The 13537-nt window shown below is 64.3% G+C and carries 13 protein-coding genes; 4 read left to right on the top strand and 9 right to left on the bottom strand.

Annotated elements, in window-relative coordinates; translation table 11 throughout:
• Nucleotides 1-66: 66 nt before the first annotated feature.
• On the bottom strand, nucleotides 67-1056 hold the full coding sequence (locus tag AB4Y77_RS07670) for an LLM class flavin-dependent oxidoreductase (RefSeq protein ID WP_311213962.1): 990 nt from the start codon (nucleotides 1054-1056) through the stop codon (nucleotides 67-69).
• A gap of 291 nt (nucleotides 1057-1347) precedes the next feature.
• On the opposite strand from AB4Y77_RS07670, the gene AB4Y77_RS07665 reads away from it, so the two are divergent.
• Nucleotides 1348-2328, top strand: coding sequence for an ABC transporter substrate-binding protein (locus AB4Y77_RS07665; protein WP_311213963.1), 981 nt, complete (start codon nucleotides 1348-1350; stop codon nucleotides 2326-2328).
• A 167-nt stretch (nucleotides 2329-2495) separates the two neighbouring features.
• On the opposite strand, the gene AB4Y77_RS07660 is transcribed toward AB4Y77_RS07665, so the two are convergent.
• On the bottom strand, nucleotides 2496-3425 hold the full coding sequence (locus AB4Y77_RS07660; protein ID WP_442013469.1) for a threonine/serine dehydratase: 930 nt from the start codon (nucleotides 3423-3425) through the stop codon (nucleotides 2496-2498).
• 399 nt (nucleotides 3426-3824) lie between these two features.
• Between AB4Y77_RS07660 and AB4Y77_RS07655 the strand changes: the two genes are divergently transcribed.
• The 3 genes from AB4Y77_RS07655 to AB4Y77_RS07645 all read left to right on the top strand — a co-directional run bounded on the left by AB4Y77_RS07655 (nucleotide 3825) and on the right by AB4Y77_RS07645 (nucleotide 5944).
• A complete protein-coding gene (locus tag AB4Y77_RS07655) occupies nucleotides 3825-4184 on the top strand; it encodes a hypothetical protein (protein WP_311213965.1) in 360 nt (119 codons plus the stop codon).
• Nucleotides 4185-4210: 26 nt separating this feature from the next.
• The gene (locus tag AB4Y77_RS07650) at nucleotides 4211-4660 is read left to right on the top strand and encodes a GNAT family N-acetyltransferase (protein WP_442013468.1); all 450 of its coding nucleotides are present in this window, start codon (nucleotides 4211-4213) and stop codon (nucleotides 4658-4660) included.
• A gap of 63 nt (nucleotides 4661-4723) precedes the next feature.
• On the top strand, nucleotides 4724-5944 hold the full coding sequence (locus AB4Y77_RS07645; protein WP_442013467.1) for an FG-GAP repeat domain-containing protein: 1221 nt from the start codon (nucleotides 4724-4726) through the stop codon (nucleotides 5942-5944).
• A 154-nt stretch (nucleotides 5945-6098) separates the two neighbouring features.
• Here the strand turns inward: AB4Y77_RS07645 and AB4Y77_RS07640 are convergent, their stop codons facing one another.
• From AB4Y77_RS07640 to AB4Y77_RS07610, 7 genes are read right to left on the bottom strand one after another with little or no spacing between them, the layout of a single operon-like run.
• Complete coding sequence (locus AB4Y77_RS07640; RefSeq protein WP_442013466.1) at nucleotides 6099-7445, bottom strand: NtaA/DmoA family FMN-dependent monooxygenase; 1347 nt, start codon at nucleotides 7443-7445, stop codon at nucleotides 6099-6101.
• Between the two features lie 9 nt (nucleotides 7446-7454).
• Nucleotides 7455-8513 carry an LLM class flavin-dependent oxidoreductase gene (locus AB4Y77_RS07635; protein ID WP_442013465.1) on the bottom strand — a complete coding sequence of 353 codons (1059 nt, stop codon included), beginning with the start codon at nucleotides 8511-8513 and terminating at the stop codon, nucleotides 7455-7457.
• Nucleotides 8510-9355 (bottom strand): DUF1684 domain-containing protein, encoded by an 846-nt coding sequence (locus AB4Y77_RS07630; RefSeq protein WP_442013464.1) that lies wholly within the window; start codon nucleotides 9353-9355, stop codon nucleotides 8510-8512. The genes AB4Y77_RS07635 and AB4Y77_RS07630 overlap by 4 nt, the downstream gene beginning before the upstream one ends.
• Nucleotides 9339-10505 (bottom strand): LLM class flavin-dependent oxidoreductase, encoded by a 1167-nt coding sequence (locus AB4Y77_RS07625; RefSeq protein ID WP_442013463.1) that lies wholly within the window; start codon nucleotides 10503-10505, stop codon nucleotides 9339-9341. The genes AB4Y77_RS07630 and AB4Y77_RS07625 overlap by 17 nt, the downstream gene beginning before the upstream one ends.
• Nucleotides 10502-11512, bottom strand: coding sequence for an ABC transporter substrate-binding protein (locus AB4Y77_RS07620; RefSeq protein WP_442013462.1), 1011 nt, complete (start codon nucleotides 11510-11512; stop codon nucleotides 10502-10504). Before AB4Y77_RS07620 ends, AB4Y77_RS07625 begins: the two co-directional genes overlap by 4 nt.
• A gap of 9 nt (nucleotides 11513-11521) precedes the next feature.
• The gene (locus AB4Y77_RS07615; protein ID WP_442013461.1) at nucleotides 11522-12487 is read right to left on the bottom strand and encodes an amino acid ABC transporter ATP-binding protein; all 966 of its coding nucleotides are present in this window, start codon (nucleotides 12485-12487) and stop codon (nucleotides 11522-11524) included.
• The gene (locus tag AB4Y77_RS07610) at nucleotides 12484-13449 is read right to left on the bottom strand and encodes an amino acid ABC transporter permease (RefSeq protein WP_442013460.1); all 966 of its coding nucleotides are present in this window, start codon (nucleotides 13447-13449) and stop codon (nucleotides 12484-12486) included. The genes AB4Y77_RS07615 and AB4Y77_RS07610 overlap by 4 nt, the downstream gene beginning before the upstream one ends.
• Between the last annotated feature and the right edge of the window lie 88 nt (nucleotides 13450-13537).

Below are 13537 nucleotides of genomic sequence, written 5' to 3'. Positions count from 1 at the left end.
TCTCCGCCCGGACGGTTTCGCTTGACTACCTAGTAGATTGCAAACGCGTAAAGCTTTTCCTTGGATTTATGCGGGAACCAAGCCCGCGACCTCGGCCACCAGTTCCACGGACCGCAAACGCTCTTCGGTGCCGATGCTCTGGTGCGCCACGATCAGCTCGTCGGCGTCAGCGAACGCCGCGAACTCATCAAGGTAGTCGTGCACCACGTCCTTGGTTCCCACGGCTGAGAACTTCATCATCTGGGCGATGTGCTGGCCTTGCGGGGAGTCGAGCACCATGTCCGCTTCTTCATCCGTGAACTCGCGGCCACCACCGAAGAACAACGAAACGCGGGCACGCTTCACGGCCAGGTGGATGGCTTGGGCCTCGGCGTTGGAGTCCGCAGCAGTGGCGTTAACACCGGCGATCACATGCGGCTCGGACAACTGATCCGAGGGCTTGAATTCGCGTCGGTAGACCGCAACAGCGTCCTGCAAGGCAGCCGGAGCAAAGTGTGAAGCAAACGCGTAGGGAAGGCCCAACTGAGCGGCCAGTTGGGCGCCGAACAGCGAGGATCCCAGGATGTAGAGCGGCACGTTGGTGCCCTTGCCCGGTGTGGCTTCGACACCCTGGATGCGGGTGGGTCCGGTGAGGTAGCCCTGAAGTTCCAGGACGTCCTGCGGGAACCTGTCCGAGGATGTGTGGTCTCGGCGCAGTGCCCGCATGGTGTTCTGGTCGCTGCCCGGCGCGCGTCCCAGTCCGAGGTCGATCCGCCCCGGGTGCAGCGTCTCCAGCGTGCCGAACTGCTCCGCGATGGTCAGCGGTGAATGGTTGGGCAGCATGACGCCGCCGGCTCCCAGGCGAATGGTGTTGGTGTGGGCGGCAACGTGGGCGATCAGCACGCTTGTGGCCGAGGAAGCGATCGCGGACATGTTGTGGTGCTCGGCGTACCAGACCCGCCGGTAGCCCAACTCTTCGGCCTTCTGTGCCATGGCCACGCTGCCAGCGAGGCTTTCCGCCACCGTCTGGCCCTTGCCGATGGTTGCCAGGTCGAGGATGGAAAGAGGAACAGTCACAGGAAGGCCTTTCGGTACGTTTCGGTGCCCGCACGGTTGATTGCCGGGCACTTAAGCGACAACGACGGCGGCGCCCGGCTTATTTCTGTGAGTTGCGTCGCGCGGTGGTTTCCACCCGTACCCGGGAGGCTTTTGTGACCCCGTTCGACGCCCGATTAACCGCCGTGAACCCCTGTATCCCAGCGTTTCAGAGCACTTTGACCTGCATCAGTGGGCTGCCGGATAGTTGCAGCCACAAGTACGCATCAGACCGCCCTGTCGCGATGACCAGGACGAACCCAAGGAGAACCAATGGCACGTTTTGCAGCCAAGACCGGCGTCACCGCGGCGCTGGCCGCCACCGCTTTGCTCGGGCTCGCGGCCTGCTCGGACCCGGGTGCGACGGCGGCGACAGGTGCGTCCGCTCCGGCGTCGAGCTCTTCCACCAAAGAGTTCAACCTGACCCCGCAGCAGGACCGCATCAAGGTGACGGTGGACTCTGCCGCGGCAGCTCTGGTTCCGGACGCCATCAAAGCCGACGGCAAGCTGACCGTAGTGACCACCGGCGGCACTCCCCCGTTGAGCACCTTCGCCACGGACAACAAAACCCTGATCGGCAGCGAAGTGGACATCGCTTATGCCGTGGGCGAGAGCCTGGGCCTGCAGGTTGAGGTTCTTCCCGTGGCTTGGGCCGACTGGCCGCTGGGCGTCGAGTCCGGCAAGTACGAGGCCGTTCTCTCCAACGTCACCGTCACCGAGGCCCGCAAGGAGAAGTTCGACTTCGCCACGTACCGCAATGACCTCCTGGGCTTCTACGCCAAGACCGACTCGGACATCGGCGAGGTCAAGGAAGCCAAGGACGTAGCCGGCAAGCGCATCATCGTCGGCTCGGGCACCAACCAGGAAGCCATCCTGGTCCGCTGGGACGAGGAGAACAAGAATAACGGCTTGAAGCCGGTTGAGTTCCAGTATTACGACGACGACTCCGCCTCCCAGCTGGCCCTCCAGTCAGGACGCGCGGACCTCACGTTCGGGCCCAACGCGTCCGCGGCGTACAAGGCCGCGAAGGATGGCAAGACCAAGGAAGTGGGCACGCTCGAAGGTGGTTGGCCGCTGAAGGCCGAAATCGCATTCACCACTCAGAAGGGCAACGGTTTGGCCGTGGCTGCCCAGGCCGCACTCAACACCCTTATCAAGGATGGCAACTACGGCAAGATCCTGGACCGCTGGGGTCTCTCTTCGGAGGCGATTCCCGCGTCCGAACTGAACCCGGCAGGCCTGCCCAAAAAGTAGGAACCCCTGTGGCAGGGCAGACCTGCCGACGCCGAATCCCCGCCGGACATCACCGGCGGGGATTCTTGTGTCCGCTGACCCAACTGAGTCGCAGTAGCGCGCGTTTAGAGAGCTCAAAAAACGCGCTCTTCTGCGACCTACTTGGGTGCGGGCCGGCTGGGGTGCGGTTAGAAGTGGGCGGGGTCCGTGTTGGCCCCGCAGAGGATCACTGCCACGGTTTCGCCCGCCTTTGGGGTGTAGGCGCCGGACAGCAACGCCGCGTAGGCTGCGGCAGCGCCGTGTTCCACCACTATCCTGTGCTTCTCCCAGAGTGCACGACGCGCCTGGACGATGTCCCCATCCGTGACAAGGACGCTCTGGACACCCGTCCGGCGGGCAACTCCAAAGCCGATCTCACCAATCCGCCGGGCTCCCAGGGAGTCCGCGGCGATCCCGGAGACAGCCACGTCCACGGGCTCACCCTTGGCCAACGCCGTGTGCAAAGTTGGAACTGTTTCAGGTTCGACACCCACAACGTGCGCCCTGCCCTCTGCCGCGGCCGCAATGCCGCCCATCAATCCGCCGCCGCCAACAGCAACGAGGATTGTGTCGACGTCGGGCAGTTCATCCAGCAACTCAAGCCCCACCCCACCGGCGCCGGCCACGATCTCCGGCTGGTCGTAGGCGTGGCAGTAGACCGCGCCCTTCTCCTCGGCGAAGCGCACGGCAGCCGCATAGGCTTCGGCGTACTCGGCCCCGCCCTGGACCACGGTGGCGCCAATGGCATAGAGCTTGTGGACTTTGTTCGCCGGTGCGGATTCCGGGACGAACACCGTTGCCGGGACTCCGAGTTTGGCTGCCGCGTACGCGTTGGCCAGGCCTGCGTTGCCGCCGGACGCCACCACGACGCCGACTGCCGAGTCCAGCTCGCCGTTTTCCTTCGCGGTGAGGAGCCGGTTGAACGCGCCACGGGCTTTGAAGGAGCCCGTGTGCTGCATGTATTCGCATTTGAACCACAGGTGGTACGGCTCCTGGTCGCCGCTCTCGGCCAGGGGCGTGTGGCGGACCCAGCCCGCTGTCCGTGAGTACGCTGCTTCTACTTCTTCGCGTGTGACCATCGTGGCTGCACCTTTCCGTCCGTTTCATCCTATGGTTTGCGCGGGGGGCTGGATTGATTTCCGCCCACGACAGACTCGCAAATATTGTCTTGCAATAATTGACATTATTGTGCGACAATATTCCATGGGGATCAGATGGGCCAGCAGCGCAGACAAGCATGGGATCGACAGGGAAGACGCATTGCACGCGATCCTCAACTACGCGTACCGCATCGAACAATTCGACGCCCCCCGCGTTGACACAACTACCAGGCCTGATCTCTTTATTGGCCCAAGCCGTGACTGTAGAACGACTCTCGAGGTCATGGCTATGATTACGCCGCCAGGTGACATTCTGATCTTTCACGTTATGGAAGCAAGGCGGAAGATTCTCGATATTGCAGAAAGGGGCACAGTGCAATGAGCAAAGCTGCGAAAAATGCAACAGAGGCCATCGTGAACGTTGATGGCGAAGAGCGCTACGCCGAATTGGCAGAGTGGGCAGAGACGGCCGACCTCGGGAACGATGCACGCATCACAAAGGCCGAGGGACCCGGGGCCGGGCAGTCAATTCTTGAGGCAGCTTTGGGCTCAGCCGAGGCAGTAAAACGCGCCGTGGGCAAGCCATCGTTGAGCGCCAAAGGCACTTCTCCGTCGCGATCCCTCAGGCTTTCGCGGGAAATGGATGACCAACTGCTGGCACGGGCTGAAGCTGAGCACCGCAGACCCTCGGCCATCATGCGGGACGCCTTGGCGGAGTATCTCGCGCGGGCCTCCTGACCGGCCCGACGGCATAGGCTGGATCCATGTCTGCCGATTTTGCCCTCCGCCCTGCCGTTGCCTCGGACGCTGCCTGGATAGCGGAACTCCGGGCCGTGGTGATGCGCCCGGACCTTGAACGCTTGGAGCGTTTCGATCCCGTCCGTGTGCGCGAGCGCTTCCTGAACGGTTTCCAGCCGGAGTACACGTACATCATCCATACCGACGGCGTGGATGCCGGCGTCATTGCCGTTCGTCCCGAGCCGGACGCGCGGTGGATCGAGCACTTCTATGTTGCTCCCACCCATCAGGGCAGGGGCCTGGGCGGTGCCGTGCTGAGGCATGTCATGACGGCCTCCCTTGACGAACGCCCGTTCCGTTTGAACGTCCTTCAAGGCAGCGCCGCCCGCCGCTTGTATGAGCGGCATGGTTTCATGCTGGAATCCGAGGACCCGATCGACGTCTTCATGGTGGCCTCGAACCCCAACGCCTCCTGACCGCAGGCGCGCCCGTGCGGTAACGTCGGCACAAACGTCAACGCAGGCTTCCGGGGGAACATCATGGGGAACGTTCGAGCACGCACCACACGGTTTTTAAGGCTTTCAGCAATTGCTTTGACAGCCGGGCTGTTGGTCCCGGGGACACCGCTTGCCACCGGCGCCCCGCCCGCCACTGCGGACAACCAACCAACGCCAATCATCGACGGCGCCCCGTACGTGGGTGCGGAGCTGCGCCGACAGTACGACTACAGCTATTGGGGCTGCAGGAATCCGGAAGGCGAGGGCGACGCCATTACTTTGGAGTGGTTGCGCGACGGCGATACGCTCCCGGAGGAACGGCAAGGCGAAACCTTGCGGATCCTCCCGGAGGACCAGGGCAGCCGCATTTCGATGCGGGTGCATCCCCTGACTCCCGGGAACCAAGGCTGCCCCACTGGCACGCAACTGAGTGCGGAAACCCTCCCCGTCAAAGCTTCCACCCGGGCCATGGGGTGGACCGGCCGCGGCAACTTTGAGCCCCTCGCCCGGACCGACGACGGCAGGCTCGTCCTCTACCCACGGACCTACACGTATTACAAAGGCATGTGCGAGGGACCTTGCCCTGCGTACTGGGGTTCATGGGACGAACCCCGGCAGGTAGGGCAAGGATGGAACGTCTTTGACGTCGTCTTCTCCCCCGGCGACTTCGACGGCGACGGCTTCAACGATCTCCTCGGCCGGGACGCAACGGGCAAGCTCTTCCTGTACCCCGGCGACGGCGACGGCGGCTGGCTCGATCGCGAGCAGGTTGGCCAGGGCTGGAACGTCTTCAATACCATCGTGGGTCCGGGCGACTTCAATGGCGACGGCACCAACGATGTGCTGGCACGTGACGCAGCAGGTGGTCTTTTCCTCTACCCCGGCGACGGCGACGGCGGCTGGCTCGACCCCGAACAGGTGGGGTGGGGCTGGCAGGTCATGAACAAGATCATCACCGGTGGCGATATGAACGCCGACGGTGCCGTAGATATTTTCGGACGCGACCAGTATGGCGATCTGCACCAGTACCCCTCCGACGGCGAAGGCGGCTGGGAGGAGCCGGCGCACGTCGGCGTCGGGTGGGAGTCGTTCTCCCAAGTGGCCGGAATCGGCAGTTCCGGCCACTCGAAATACAACGAGCTCTCTGCCGTTGACGCCAACGGCAACCTTCTCAGTTACATCACGGGCGCTTCAAACTCAGGGCTGTATGGTCCGTACGGGCCCATCGGCCGGGGTTGGAACGTCTTCAAGGAACTGCTCTAGAGCGGCTGCCCCAACACCGTCAGCTGCAGGCTGACGGTCCCGCGCGAAACGTCGACGACGGCGGCACCCGGCCCGCCGCCGTCGGGCGCTCCGCCATGCTGGTCTGGCGTGAAACCAAACCAGCGCCGGCAGAGCTGCAACAGGCGGCCCGCGCTCATGAGACCCGCACCGTCTCTGCGGTGCGCACCGGCGTCTCCAGCCCAAGGTTTTCGCGGAGTGTGGTGCCTCGGTACTCCGTGGGGTAGACGCCGCGTTCCTGGAGTTCGGGCACCAAGTGGTTCACGATGTCATCCAGACCCGTGGGGACCAGCCACGGCGAAATGTTGAAGCCGTCCACGGCGCCAACCCGGGCGTACTCTGCCAGGTGGTCCGCCACTGCGGTGTAGGAGCCAGTGAAAGTGGCGTCGACGCGTGCCGTCTTGGATGTGACGAACTGGCGGATGGACAGGCCCTTGTCCTTGGCCTCAGCCCTCCACTGATCGGCGAGCTGCCGGGCCTTGGCGCCGTGGAATCCGCTGCCGCGGGTCTCCGAGGTTTCTTCCACCACGGGATCGATCTCCGGAAGGGGTCCATCGGGATCGTAGGAGGAGAGCTCTCGGCCCCAGAACTGCTCCAAGTAGGCGATGGCTTGCTGCGGCCCGATCTGCAAGCTGCGGACCCAGTCCTTCTTTTCCTGGGCTTCCTGATCGGTGGCGGCAAGGATGAATTCGCTGGCCGGCATGATCTGGACGGCATTGGCCCCGCGGCCGGCTGCAACCGAACGGGCAACAATGTCGCGGCGGAATTCCACGGCGTTGTCGAACTTCGGATGCGCGGAGAAGATCACGTCGGCCTGGCGGGCTGCGAAGTCGCGGCCATCCGGGGAGTCGCCGGCCTGGAAAAGCACGGGGCGGTACTGGGCACTGCGGGGCAACAACGGGGTGACGTCCACAGTGTAGTGCTGACCCTCATGAAGAACGCGCCGTGCCGGGCCTGAAGGTGTTTCCCACGAATCCCAGATCCTCTTGGCGGTTTCCACAAAGGCTTCTGCGTGCCGGTAGCGATCGGCGTGGTCCAGGTATCCACCGCGGCGGAAGTTCGCCCCGGTCCAGGCGTTGTCCGTGGTGACGATGTTCCATGCAGCGCGGCCACCGGAGATGAGGTCCAGGGAGGACAGCCGGTGCGCGAGGTCCGCGGGATCGTTGTACGTGGTGTTCTGGGTGGCCACCAGACCGATGTTCGTGGTCACTGCAGCGAGTGCAGCCAGCATGGTCTGCGCGTCTGGACGGCCCACCACGTCCAAGGCGTGCGGGCGGCCCAGGTGCTCGCGAAGTCGCAGTCCTTCGCCCAGGAAGAAGGCAGCGAACTTGCCGCGCTCTGCGGTCTGGACGAGCCGGCGGAACGACTCGAAGTCCGTCTGCGAACCGGATTCTGCGGCCTTCCAAATGGTGCCGGAGTTGACGCCTTGGAAGAAGATACCGAACTGGATCTGGCCGCTCGGCTGGAAAATGTCGCGTGTCATGGTGTTCCTTTACTTTCCTGTGCCGGAAGCGGTGGTTGCATAACGGTTTTCCGCGGGGGCGAGGCCCAGCAGCTCGCGGAACGTCCCGTCCTGGAGGGGCGGCCGCAGGGAACCGCGGCGACGAAGTTCCGGAAGGACTACCCGTGCAAGTTCATCGAGGTCCACGTCCAGGGCAGCCGGGTGGAGGCGAACGCCGTCGGCCTCCTGCAGCAGCGCGTCGAGCAGCTCGATGAGACCTGCCGGGGAGCCAACAAACCGCGCGCGGCCGGCCTCCTGAGCAGACAAGGAGCGCGAAACTGCAGCTTCACCACGCGAGTCAAGGACGACGTCGAGCTCTGCCACAACAGCCACCGACGCACCCAGGCGGGCACGCACGTCACGGACTTCAGTTGCGAGCAGCTCCGGCGTCGGCGCGGAGACCAACACAGCGTCAACGGCGTCGGCCGGAACCAGGCCGTCGCCCACCAGGGACGCCGCAGCGAGCACCGGCAACTGGCCCTGCAGCGGCCTCGGAATGATCGACGGACCCTTCACGGAGTAGCCCGGGCCCGGGAAATCCGAGGGTGTTTCAAAGTCCACATAGTGCAGCTTGTCGACATCGATGTACCGGCCCGTGGCGACGTCGCGGATCACGGCGTCGTCCTCCCACGAGTCCCACAGACGGCGGCCAACCTCGATGGACGCAGCGGCTTCCTGCACCAGGGCGTCGCCAAGAACGGAAGAGCGTCCGACGGCGGCAGCGGCCTCGGGCGATTCGGCGGCGGTCACGATCCACCCCGCACGGCCACCGGAGACGTAGTCCAGGCTCGCGAGCTGCGTGGAGATGTGGAACGGCTCCGTGTAGACGGTGTCCACCTCAGGAACCACCGCAATGGTGCGGGTGACGGGACCTGCGAACGCGGCACGCTGCAGGGCGTTGGCGCGGCCGGGAACCCGCCCGTCCGTGAAGGTTGCCACGTGGAAACCTGCGGACTCGGCGGTGAGGACGGCCGTGCCAAGGCTCTCATAGCCGGCGCCGTCCAGTTCGATTGCAAGGAATCCGGCCTTGTGGTGGTTGGAGGAACTCACTTCTGGTCCTGACGTTCGTAGGGAGTTTTTTCGCCGGCTTCGATGGCCACGGGCAGCCGGTTTTCGGCGGGCGGCAGCGGGCACGTGGCGAGGTCGGTGTACGCGCAGGGCAGGTTCACGGCCCGGTTGAAGTCGAGCACCACCGAGCCATCAGCGGCGGGGACCACTGACAGCGAGCGGTTTGCCGCGTAGGTGGTCTTCCCGGACGTCTGGTCAGTGAACAGCACGGACAGCGACCCTGCAGCATGCCCGTTGAAGGCGGTCAGGGCCAATTCCTCCCCGGCCAGTGTGAAACGAATCTCGCCGGGAGCCTCGTACACGTGCTGGATGCCCTCGACGGCGGCACCCACCGTGGTGGGTCGCGGAGCCTCAAACGGGACAAAACTACCAGCCACGGCAAACGCAGCATTGGGCGTGTAGGCGGGCGTGCCTTGGTATTCCTGCAAGAGGGCGTTGGACGGGTTTCGCGGCCGCACAATGTACTCACCACCGCGCTTGGCTACCTCGATCACTGTGTCGCCCGAGACCAGGTTGATGCCGCCGCGTTCCTCGATGGGCCCGAACTCGAGCGGCTCGCCGCTTTTCAGTTCGACGCCGTCCTGCTGCAGGCTTTCGCCCGGCTCCAGGACTACACGCACGACGTCGGCGTCCACACTCCACGTGCCCGGCGCACCTTCCAGCCGGGTTGCCTCGCTGCTGAGCCAGTGCAGGTGGGTGACGGCGAGGAAGCCGTGGGGGTGGGCGCGGTGACGCTCATGGGCGGCGTGCCATACCTGCCATTCCTCGTCGAAGGATTCGAGGGCTGTTGCGGTGTGCGCAGGGGTTTCAGTGTGCGTAGACATTGGCGGTATCGCTCCTGTTCAAGGCGTGGTCTGCTGTGACTGCTGCGGCGGCGTCGGGTTCGGTAGCGCCGGCGAATTCGGGTCGGCCACCAAAGGGATCGCTGGACTCCCACAAAGTGGTCGGCGCCGAAGCCCGAACGGCCGGGATGACGTCCACCGCGAAACGTTCCAGGATCTCCAACTGCTGTTCGAAAGGCAGCGTGGTGGGCAGGGAGATCGACTGGAGATCGTGGTGGTACAGCGAGTGGTAGCTGAGGATCTTGTCGATCACCTGCTCCGGGCTGCCCACCAGGGCCGGCCCCTCAGCCACTGCGTGCTGGATGTCCCGGAACGGCGAGTTGTTGCCCGGAACATTCCGGCTGGCGGTCAGCCCTTCATAAACCGGCCCATACTGGCGAATGGCTTCCTGCGTGGTGTCCGCAATGAACACACCCCCTGCACCGCTGCCCGAACCCAAGTACTGGTGTCGGGGATCGTGGCCGTGGCGCTCGTATTCTTCGCGGTAGTGGTCAATCAGGACCTTGTAGTTTTCCCGGGGTTGGATGGCATTGGCCGTGAACAGCGGATCACCCCACTTGGCGGCGAGCGCAGCGGACGTCAGGGTTGTAGCCGAGCCGTGCCAAATCCGCGGCGAGCCGGCAAAGGGGCGGGGCGTCGTCGTGGTTGGCTCGGTGAGTGCAGACCTGAAGCGGCCTGACCAGGTGACGCTTTCCTTCCGCCACAGTGCCCGCAGGAGTGCGTATTTCTCGGCCAGCAGGTCCCACTGATCGTCCAGGGACAGGCCAAAGAGCGGGTATTGGAGCACCTCGTTGCCTTTGCCGATCACCAGTTCCAGGCGGCCACGGCTCAGTTGGTCGATCGTGGCGTAGTCCTCGGCCACCCGTACGGGGTCCAGGACGGAGAGCACCGCGACGCCGGTCTGCAGGCGGATGCGGCTGGTGACGGCCGCGATCGCTGCGAGGACCGTCGTCGGGGATGACGAGACGAACTCACCCGCGTGGCGTTCCCCCACGGAGAAGCTGTCGAATCCGAGTTCCTCGGCGCGCCGGGCCGTCTCCACCACCTGGTTCAGGCGGTCAGCGGTGGAGACGATCTCCCCCGTCACCGGGTTTTTCAGGTGGGGGATGATGTCAAGGACCTGGAACTTCATTTGGTGGTCCCGGTCGGGGTCCCAAAGGTCGCTTCGATGACGGTCTTGGACTCCGGAATGGCTTCCTCGGAGAGGCCCCAGCGTTCCAGGACCTTGCCGTAGGAGCCGTCCTTGATGGTGGAGTTCAGCGCGTCGGTGATGGCCGGGGCCAGCCCGTTGCCCTTGAGCGTCGTGGCAGCGACCAGCGTTTCGGCCGGCCATCCGGCGTTGACTTTACCTACTACCTTGAGGTCGTCGCGGGTGTTTTCGCGGTACGTCACGGATGGGAACGGTGCCAGGTTCAAGTCCGTGCGGCCGGAGGAGAGCGCCAGGATGGTGTCGGCGTCGGAGGAGTAGTACTGCAGGGTGGCCGGCGCCTTGCCCTTGTCCTCGAGCTCCTTGTTCCAGGCCAGCAGGATCTTCTCCTGGTTGGTGCCCGAGCCCACGGAGATCTTCAGCCCGGAAATGTCGTCCGAACCCTTGATGTCGTACGTGGAGCTCTTCTTCGCTTCAAAGCCCATGTACGCGGCGCGGTAGGTGGAGAAGTCGAACAGCTTCACGCGGGCTGCATTGATGCCCACGTTGGAGAAAACGGCTTCGAAGTCACCGGACTGGGTCTTGAGCGGCCAGTTCTCCCACGACGTCACCTGCAGGTCCAGCTCCAACCCAAGCTTGTCGGCCACCAGCTGGGCGATGTCCACCTCCACGCCGATCGGCGTCTTGTCATCCGTGGCGTGGAAGGACAAGGGGATGGAGCCGGCAGTGGTAGCCACTGTCAGCTTGCCGTCCTTGGCGATCGTTGCGGGGACCGTGCCGGCGGCTGCAGTGTCCTTCTCAGCGCGGACCCGGTTCTGGTCCACCGAGGTGTTGTAGACAACGCCGTTCTTGGCAGCTTCGGACTCCGGCTTGGCAGCCGAAGCTCCAGGATCGGAGCACCCGGCCAGCACGGGAAGCACGACGGCGGGAAGTACAGCGAGTGCCAAAAGCTTGCTTTTGTTGGTGGCGAGGGCGCGGGTCTTGCGAAGCATGGGGGTGTCCTAGATGTTGAAAGCTGGTTCGATGACTTTGGAGAAGAAGCTGCGTGTACGTTCCTCGCGGGGGTTCGCGAAGATGTCCTGAGGGGTGCCGGATTCGACGATCTGGCCCTGGTCCATGAAGACCACGGTGTCCGCGACGTCCCGGGCAAAGCCCATCTCGTGGGTGACCACAATCAGCGTGGTGCCGGACTTGGCCAGTTCGCGGATGACGTCCAGGACCTCGTTGACGAGTTCGGGGTCCAGTGCTGAGGTGGGCTCGTCGAAGAGGAGGATCTTGGGGTCAAGCGCCAGTGCCCGGGCGATCGCCACGCGTTGCTGCTGGCCTCCGGACAGCTGGCGCGGGTAGGCGTCCGCGCGGTCCTTCAGGCCCACCCGATCCAGGAGTTCCAGCCCGCGCTTCCGGGCTTCGGCCTTGGAGCGCTTCTGGGCCACGATGGGCGCCTCGATGACGTTCTCCAAGGCAGTGAGGTGCGGGAACAGGTTGAAGCTCTGGAACACCATGCCAATGTTGGTGCGCTGTTTGAGAATGTCCTTTTCGCGGAGCTCGTGAAGCTTGTTGCCGCGGACTTCGTAGCCCACCAGTTCGCCGTCGATGGTGATGTAGCCGCCGTCGACTTTTTCCAAGTGGTTGATGGTGCGCAGCAGGGTGGACTTGCCCGAACCGGACGGACCGACGATCACTGCAACGCCGCCCGGCGGGACGGACAAGGAAACACCCTTGAGGACTTCCGTGGCGCCGAAGGACTTGCGGACGTTGGTGATGTCCACCTGGCCGCGGGTGGCCGTCCTGGCCGCCGGGGCGGGCCGGGCCGCCGAGGTTGGCCGGGCCGCCGTCGTGCGTTCCTGCTGGGGCGTGCGTTCCTGCTGTGGCCCCTCACCCTGGGGGCCTGACGGTTCCGTGGCCAGCTTGGCCTCTGCGAGGTGGGCGGCAGCAGCCGCTTCGGAGGAAGAGAAGACGGTGGTCATCGGGATTCCTTCGTGGGAGTGGCGGCAACGTGGGTGGTGAAGAACTTCCGGGCCCTCTGCAACGGAGTGAGCGGCAGGGTCCGCAGGGCGCCCTTGGAGAAGTGCCGTTCGATGTAGTACTGGAAGACGCTCAGCACCGAGGTGATCACCACGTACCAGAGCGTGGCCACCAGCAGCAGTGGCAGCACCTGCTGCGTCCGGTTGTAGATGACCTGCACCGTGTAGAAAAGTTCGGAGTAGGCCAGCACGTAAACAATCGAGGTGCCCTTGACCAGGCCGATGATCTCGTTGAAGGCGTTGGGCAAGATGGCGCGCATGGCCTGCGGGAGAACAATCCTGGTGGAACGCTTCCATGCCGGGATGCCCAGGGCCGAGGCAGCTTCGAGTTGGCCCTGGTCCACGGAGAGAATGCCGCCGCGGATGATTTCGGCGGAGTAGGCAGCCTGGTTCAAGGTGAGGCCGAGTACCGCAGCTGCGAACTGGCTGATGAGCGTGGTGGTCTGGGCTTCGAAGAAGCGGACGTCCGTGAACGGGATGCCCAAGCTGATCTTCTCGTACAGGTAGCCCAGGTTGTACCAAAGGAGGAGCTGGACCAGCAGCGGAGTGGAGCGGAAGATCCAGGAGAACGTCCAGGACACCGAGACCAGCAGCGGCGAAGCTGACAGGCGCATCAGGGCCAGGATGAACCCCAGGACGAAGCCCAGGACGCCTGAGATGGCCGTGAGCTTGAGGGTTTCAATGAGTCCATTGACAACCGACTGGGCGGTGAACCATTCGGCCACCACGCCCCACTCCCAACGCGGGTTGGTGACCAGCGAATACGCAATGGCGGCCACTCCGGCAGCTACCAGTACGGTGCCCACCCACCGCCACGGGTGACGGGCAGGGACCAGCTTGTACTCGGAGTAATCCGGGGTGGGCGGTGCAGTGTCCGCCGTGGCAGGCGGTGCGATTGCACTCATGCGCCACCTCATTTCAGATCGGTTGTTGTCTATCGGATGGCTGCCAATCTATGGGCGGGCGAAACCCTGCAGCAAGGCGGAAATTTGC

This window comes from Paenarthrobacter sp. YAF11_1, assembly GCF_052113445.1.
Lineage (GTDB): Bacteria > Actinomycetota > Actinomycetes > Actinomycetales > Micrococcaceae > Arthrobacter.
This window is presented reverse-complemented; position numbering and strand designations above follow the sequence as displayed.

Coding starts and splice junctions, on each gene's coding strand:
- AB4Y77_RS07610 (WP_442013460.1), bottom strand. CDS start 13,449: ATGAGTGCAATCGCACCGCCTGCCACGGCGGACACTGCACCGCCCACC.
- AB4Y77_RS07630 (WP_442013464.1), bottom strand. CDS start 9,355: ATGTCTACGCACACTGAAACCCCTGCGCACACCGCAACAGCCCTCGAA.
- AB4Y77_RS07660 (WP_442013469.1), bottom strand. CDS start 3,425: ATGGTCACACGCGAAGAAGTAGAAGCAGCGTACTCACGGACAGCGGGC.
- AB4Y77_RS07645 (WP_442013467.1), top strand. CDS start 4,724: ATGGGGAACGTTCGAGCACGCACCACACGGTTTTTAAGGCTTTCAGCA.
- AB4Y77_RS07655 (WP_311213965.1), top strand. CDS start 3,825: ATGAGCAAAGCTGCGAAAAATGCAACAGAGGCCATCGTGAACGTTGAT.
- AB4Y77_RS07620 (WP_442013462.1), bottom strand. CDS start 11,512: ATGCTTCGCAAGACCCGCGCCCTCGCCACCAACAAAAGCAAGCTTTTG.
- AB4Y77_RS07650 (WP_442013468.1), top strand. CDS start 4,211: ATGTCTGCCGATTTTGCCCTCCGCCCTGCCGTTGCCTCGGACGCTGCC.
- AB4Y77_RS07615 (WP_442013461.1), bottom strand. CDS start 12,487: ATGACCACCGTCTTCTCTTCCTCCGAAGCGGCTGCTGCCGCCCACCTC.
- AB4Y77_RS07665 (WP_311213963.1), top strand. CDS start 1,348: ATGGCACGTTTTGCAGCCAAGACCGGCGTCACCGCGGCGCTGGCCGCC.
- AB4Y77_RS07640 (WP_442013466.1), bottom strand. CDS start 7,445: ATGACACGCGACATTTTCCAGCCGAGCGGCCAGATCCAGTTCGGTATC.
- AB4Y77_RS07625 (WP_442013463.1), bottom strand. CDS start 10,505: ATGAAGTTCCAGGTCCTTGACATCATCCCCCACCTGAAAAACCCGGTG.